This is a genomic window from Trueperaceae bacterium, from assembly GCA_019454765.1.
Taxonomy (GTDB): domain Bacteria; phylum Deinococcota; class Deinococci; order Deinococcales; family Trueperaceae; genus JAAYYF01.
Window position 1 is genome coordinate 5,240 of sequence record JACFNR010000060.1, and the last position, 6,565, is coordinate 11,804.

A 6,565-nucleotide genomic window follows, 5' to 3' on the forward strand; every position below is an offset into this window, starting at 1 on the left:
GACCGCATCGCCGTGATGTTCGGCGGCCGCATCGAGCAGGTGGGCACGCCCGAGGAGATCTACGAGCGGCCGGCCAACCGGCGCGTGGCCGAGTTCGTGGGGGAGGGCAACTTCCTCCCCGCCACGGTGCGCGCCGTGGCCGGTGCGGCCGCCACGGTGGAGGTGGCGGGCGTCGGCAGCCTCGAGGCCGAGGCCCGCGAGGACGCCCGGCCGGGCCGGGCCGTGGTGGTCGGGTTCAGGCCGCACGACGTGACGCTCGCGCCGCTCCCGGCGGGCGGGGCCGGCGGCGGGCTCGTGGGCACGCTACTCAGCCGCACCTACCTGGGCGACGTGGTGCGCTACGAGCTCGAGCTGGCTAACGGCGCCACCGTGATCGCCGAGAGCTACGCCAGCGCCGGGCCCCCGGGCCAGGTGGGCGAGCGCTTCGCGCTCGGCGTGGCGCCCGGGCGGGCCCGGCTCTTCGCCGCCGAGGCGGGCGGCGCCGCGCCCAGCGCGCCCGAGACGGCGCCCGTCAGACGCGCCGGCGCCGACTCCGCCCTGGCGGGAGCGTCCTGATAGCGGTGGTCGCCGCTCGCGGCGCCGCCCGCCAACCGTGGGGCTTCTGGAACTGGGCCACCCTCGCCTCGGCAGTCATGTTCGCCGTCCTGCTGGTGCTGCCACTGCTGGCCGTGCTCGCCTCGAGCCTGGCGCCGGCGGGCGCCGGCGCCGCGCTGCCCGGTTACAGCGCGTGGTCGACCTATGTCGAGTTCTTCAAGTATCGGTACTACTACGGCACCCTGCTGAACAGTCTCTTCGTCAGCGTCCTGGCCACGCTGGTGGCCGTGCTGATCGGCTTCCCCCTCGCCTACCTGGTCACCCGCTTCGAGCTCCCCGGCAAGCTCTGGGTGCGCGCCGCCGTGGTGCTGACCTTCGTGTCGCCCCCGTTCATCGGCGCCTACGCCTGGATCCTCCTGCTCGGCCGCAACGGCGTGATCACCCAGACGCTCGCCAAGCTGGGCGTGACGCTGCCGAGCATCTACGGCTGGCCCGGCATCGTCCTCGTGTTCAGCCTCCAGGCCTTCCCGTTCGTGTTCCTGCTCGTGTCGGCCGGTCTGCGCACCGTGGACCAGAGCCTCGAGGACGCGGCCATCAACCTGGGCCGCACGCGCCTCGGCGCCCTGCGCACCGTGCTGCTGCCCCTGGTGCTGCCGTCACTCTCCACGGGCGCCCTCCTCGTCTTCGTCACCACCTTCGCCGACTTCGGCACGCCGATGATCATCGGCGAGGGGTTCCGGACGCTGGCGGTGCTCGTCTACACCGAGTTCGTCAACGAGTTCGGCGGCAACCCGCAGGTGGCCAGCACCCTCTCCGTCATGCTCCTCACCGTCACCATCGGCGCGCTGCTCCTGCAGCGCGGCTACGCCAAACGCACGGCGCACGGCCAGGAGGCCCTGCGCCCCCTCGGCGTGTTCCGCCTCTCGCGGTTCGGCACCGCCCTCGTGAGCGTCGTCGTCTACGGCCTCGTGCTGGTGGCGTTCCTGCCGGGCCTGGCCATCATCGTGTCGTCCTTCCTCAAGTCGCAGGGGCCGCTGCTCGTGCCCGAGTTCTCGCTCGCCGGCTACGCCCTCGCCAAGCGGCTGCCGCTCGCGCTCCGCAACACCCTCACGTTCGTCACCCTCGCCACCCTCCTCTGCGTGGTGGCCGGTAGCGTGATCGGTTACGTGGTCACGCGCCGCCGCGGACCGCTGGTGACGGCCATCGACACCATGTCGATGATCCCGTTCGCCGTGGCGGGCGTGGTCCTGGGCATAGGCATGTCGCTCACGTTCGGCGGGGCGCCCCTGTTCCTCGCCGGCACGGGCGCCATCCTGGTGCTGGCGTACTTCGTGCGGCGCCTGCCCTACACGGTCAGGTCCGTCTCCGGCATGCTGCACCAGACCGGCACGCAGCAGGAGGAGGCCTCCATAAACCTGGGGGTGGCCCCTCCGGCCACGTTCCTGCGCATCACCGTCCCGCAGGTCGCCCCGGCCATCATCTCCGGCGCGCTCCTCACCTGGGCCACCACGGCCCGCGAGTTCAACACCACCGTGATGCTCTACGTGGGGCAGACGCGCACGCTGCCCGTCGAGGTCTTCACGCAGGTGCTGCAGGGCAACTTCGGCGCCGCCTCCGTGGTCGGCACCGTCCTGATCGTGACGACCCTCGTCCCGATCGTCATCCTGTTCAAGGTCTTCGGCGAGGGCGAGGACGTCCTCGTCTGACAGCCGATCTCATCAGGGGTGCTCCCCCAGCGGCCGCGCGCTCGGTGCCGGCCGGACGCAACCATGGCCGGCGGCCGCGCGCCGCCGGAGCGAGAGGGTGATGGTGGAAGACTTCGAGACGATCTCCTGGCACGAGGGCAAGCTGGTGCTGCTCGACCAGCGCGCACTCCCCGCCGAGGAGCGCTACGTTAGCTGCCACGACGCTTCCGCCGTGGCCGCCGCCATCCGCGACATGCTCACGCGCGGCGCGCCGGCCATCGGGATAGCGGCCGCCTACGGCGTGGTCCTCGCCGCCCGCGCCCACGCCGGCGCGGACGCCCCAACGCAACGGCGAGAGCTGGCCCGCGCCGACGCCGAGCTTCGCGCCGCCAGGCCCACGGCCGTGAACCTCTTCTGGGCCCTCGACCGACTGCGCGCCCTGTGGGAGGAGGGCGGCAGCCCGCCGGAGGTGGCCGCGCGCCTCGAGGCCGAGGCGAACGCCATGGCCGCCGAGGACGCCGCCACCAACCGCGCCATCGGCCGCCACGGGCTGCCGCTCGTGCGCCAGGGGGCCAGGCTGCTGCACCACTGCAACACGGGCGCCCTCGCGACCGCCGCTCACGGCACGGCCCTCGGCATCGTCCGCACCGCGCACGAGGCCGGCCGCGACGTCCACGTCTTCCTCGACGAGACCAGGCCGAGGTTGCAGGGCGCGCGCCTGTCGGCGTGGGAGCTGGCGCGGCTCGGCGTGCCGCACACGCTGATCGTCGACGGCGCGTCGTCCGCCGTGATGGCGCGCCTCGGCATCGACCTGGTCCTCGTTGGCGCCGACCGGATTGCCGCCAACGGCGACACGGCCAACAAGATCGGCACCTACAACCTCGCCGTGGTGGCGCGCCACCACGGCGTGCCGTTCTACGTCGCCGCCCCGCTGGCCACCGTCGACTTAGGCCTGGCGACGGGCGCCGCCATAACCATCGAGGAGCGCAGCGGGGAAGAGGTGACGCGCATGGGAGACACGGAGCTCGCGCCTCCCGGCACGCCCGTCTACAACCCGGCGTTCGACGTGACCCCCCACGCGCTCATCACCGGCATCGTCACGGAGCGAGGCATCGCCTACCCCCCCTTCACCCTCAGCCTGGCCGCGCTGGCCGGAGAGAAGGAGCACCACCATGGCTAACCCAGCCCCGGTCCCCCGGACGGTCGAGGAGGTGGCCGACGGCATCCGCCGAAGGGTCACCCAGTTCACGCTGAGCAACCGCGGCGGTTACCTCTCGCAGGCGTGCTCGTCGGCCGAGATCTTCGCGGCCCTCTACGGCGAGCTGCTGCGCCTCGGCCCCAGCGCCGCGCCGCTCGTGCCGCCCCCCTTCACGGGCGTGCCAGGCCGCAACCCCGCCTACGCCACCGGCGCGGCCTACAACGGCCCCAAGGGCCCGGACCTCGACCGCTTCTTCCTCAGCCCCGTCCAGTACGCGCTCGTCCTCTACGCCACGCTGGTCGAGGTGGGCCGCATGGCGCCCGAGGGGTTGGCCATGTTCAACCAGGACGGCGGCACCGTCGAGATGATCGGGGCCGAGCACTCGCCCGGCCACGAGCTGATGGCGGGCTCCCTCGGCCAGGCGCTCAGCCAGGTCATAGGGGTGGCGCTGGCGCGGCGCCAGCGCGGCGACACCGGCAAGAACTGGGTGTTCATGTCGGACGGTGAGATGATGATCGGTCAGACGTGGGAGGCGTTCGAGACGCTCGCCCACTACGCCCTCGACAACGTGGTGGTGGTGGTCGACGCCAACGGGCAGTCGGCCGACGGCGCCATAGGCGACGTGATGACGACAGAGCCGCTCGGCGCCCGCCTGACGGCGTTCGGCGCCTCCGTGGCCGAGGTGGACGGGCACGACGTGAGCGCCCTGGTGGCCGCCGCGCGCGCCCCGCACCCGGGCAAGGCCCGCGTCATCGTGGCCCGCACCGACCCGCACCGCGGCGTCGACGTGTTGGCCGGCCGCGCCCCCAAGCTCCACTACGTGCGCTTCACCAGCGACCACGAGCACGCCGTGCTCGCCGACTACTACGCCAGCAAGTGGGAGGCCGACAGATGAGGCTCGAGAGCCAAGTGCACGAGCGCAACCTGGTGAGGTGGGCGGCCGACAGGCCGGAGGTGGTCGTCTTCTCGGCCGACCTGACCAGCTCCACGGAGGCGCGCCTGTTCCAGGAGACGTACCCGGAGCGCTTCTACAGCTTCGGCATGACCGAGCAGAACATGGTGGGGGTGGCGGGCGGCATGGCGCGCGAGGGCTACACCCCGTTCCTCCACACCTTCGCAGTCTTCCTCTACCGCCGCGCCCTCGATCAGATCCAGATGAACGTGGCGTACCCCAACCTGCCGGTGCGCATCTTCGGCTTCCTGCCCGGCGTGACCACCCCCGGCGGCGCCACCCACCAGGCGATCGACGACATCGCCATCATGCGCGCCCTGCCCAACATGACGGTGCTCGAGACGGGCGACGCCGCCGACGTCGAGAGCGTCCTCGACGTGGCGCAGGCCGTGCCCGGCCCCGTGTACGTCCGTATGCTGCGCGGGCAGATCCCTCGCCTCTTCACCGACCCCATGCGACTGGGTAGACCGCGCACCCTAAGCGAGGGCACCGACGTCACGCTCCTCACGGCCGGCATCACCACGGAGGAGGCCATGCGCGCCTCGCAGGCGCTGGCCGCCAAGGGGGTGAGCCTCGAGCACCTCCACGTCACGACTCACAAGCCGTTCGACGCGGCCGCCGTGCTGCCCTCCCTAACCAAGCCGCGCTACGGCGTGATCACCTTCGAGAACCACTCGGTGATCGGTGGGCTGGGCACCGAGGTGGCCGAGGTCATGGCCGAGCACGGGGTCGGCGTCCCGCTGCTGCGCCTTGGCATCCCCGACACCTACGTGCACGGCGGCAGCAAGCCGTACCTCATGCGCTACTACGGCCTGGACGCCGCCGCGCTGGTGCGCGGCGTGGAGCGCCTGCTTGGCAGGAGCCTGGGCATCGAGGAGGAGGACCTGGCCGCCGTGCGGGTCGAGCCGGTGCACGACAAGTTCCGGGCGGAAGCACTCTGATGCCCCGGCGCGCCGAGGCACGGGTGCCCACCGGACGCCGGGTCGGTGCCCGGCCGCGCGGGCGCCGCGGCGCGAGGCCCTGACGTGTACGGGGGCGCGTTCGAGTTCTCCGGCGAGCGGTTCGACGCCACCTACCGCCTCTTCGGCCCCAAGGACGAGGCGCTCGGCACGGCCAAGGCCATCGCCGTCGAGCAGACCATCGAGTTCCCGCTGGACCTCGTGGACGGCCCCATCGCCGCGCACGTGGTTGGCCGCCTCACCGGCTTCGAGGAGGGCGAGCCCGGCAGCTTCGACGCCACCATCAGCTACGCGCTCGAGTCGGCGGGCGCCGAGCTGACGCAGTTCCTGAACGTGCTGTTCGGCAACTCCAGTCTCCTGCCCCGCATCAGGCTCATGCGCGTGCGCCTGTCGCCCGGCCTGGCGCGGCGCCACGCCGGGCCGCGCCACGGACGCGGCGGGGTGCGCGCCCTGGTGGGAGCGGACGACGGTCCGCTGCTCGCCACGGCGCTGAAACCGATGGGGTTGGGCGCGAACGCCCTGGCCGGCATGGCGTACGAGCTGGCGCTCGGGGGCATCGACCTCATCAAGGACGACCACGGGCTGGCGGACCAGCCGTTCGCCGCCTTCGCCGAGCGCCTGGAGAAGTGCGTGAGCGCCGTGGAGCGCGGCCGGCGCGACGGCGGCACCCGGGCCGTGTACGTGCCCAACGTGACGGCGCCCGGCGGCGAGACCCTCGAGCGCGCCCGGCTGGCGCGCGCGGCCGGCGCCGGCGCGCTGCTGGTGGCGCCCGGGCTGGTCGGTTTCGACCGGATGGAGGAGCTGGCGCGCGAGGTCGGCCTGCCCATCATCAGCCATCCGGCGTTCCTGGGCGGCTTCGTGGCCGGCGAGTGCAGCGGCATCGATCACTACGCCCTGTTCGGCCAGCTGCAGCGCCTCGCGGGCGCCGACGTGGTGGTGTTCCCCAACTACGGCGGGCGCTTCTCCTTCTCGCAGAGCGAGTGCCGCCGCATCGTGCGTGGCGTCGCCGACGACCTGGCGGGGTTGGCGCCGATCCTCCCGGCGCCCGGCGGCGGCATGACCCTCGCCCGCACGGCCGAGCTGCTCGAGTTCTACGGCGACGACGTGGTGTTCCTGATAGGCGGCGACCTGCATAGGGGCGCCGCGGGCCTGGCCGCGAACGCGCGCGCGCTGCGCGACAAGGTGGAGGAGCGCCGCGCCGGCAGGAGGCTCAGCGCCGGCTGACCCGTGCCACCAA

The 6,565-nt window shown here is 72.7% G+C and carries 6 protein-coding genes; all 6 read left to right on the forward strand.

Annotated elements, in window-relative coordinates; translation table 11 throughout:
• The coding region (locus H3C53_12385) for a TOBE domain-containing protein (GenBank protein ID MBW7917462.1) at window positions 1-555 on the forward strand (555 nt) is incomplete at its 5' end.
• A gap of 5 nt (window positions 556-560) precedes the next feature.
• Window positions 561-2,240 (forward strand): iron ABC transporter permease, encoded by a 1,680-nt coding sequence (locus H3C53_12390; GenBank protein MBW7917463.1) that lies wholly within the window; start codon window positions 561-563, stop codon window positions 2,238-2,240.
• A 103-nt stretch (window positions 2,241-2,343) separates the two neighbouring features.
• Complete coding sequence (gene mtnA, locus H3C53_12395) at window positions 2,344-3,399, forward strand: S-methyl-5-thioribose-1-phosphate isomerase (protein ID MBW7917464.1); 1,056 nt, start codon at window positions 2,344-2,346, stop codon at window positions 3,397-3,399.
• Entirely contained in the window at window positions 3,392-4,312 is a 921-nt protein-coding gene (locus H3C53_12400; protein MBW7917465.1) for a transketolase, read from the forward strand. Before mtnA ends, H3C53_12400 begins: the two co-directional genes overlap by 8 nt.
• Window positions 4,309-5,310 (forward strand): transketolase, encoded by a 1,002-nt coding sequence (locus H3C53_12405; protein ID MBW7917466.1) that lies wholly within the window; start codon window positions 4,309-4,311, stop codon window positions 5,308-5,310. Before H3C53_12400 ends, H3C53_12405 begins: the two co-directional genes overlap by 4 nt.
• Window positions 5,311-5,394: 84 nt before the next feature.
• Window positions 5,395-6,552, forward strand: coding sequence for a ribulose 1,5-bisphosphate carboxylase large subunit (locus tag H3C53_12410; GenBank protein MBW7917467.1), 1,158 nt, complete (start codon window positions 5,395-5,397; stop codon window positions 6,550-6,552).
• Window positions 6,553-6,565: the final 13 nt, after the last annotated feature.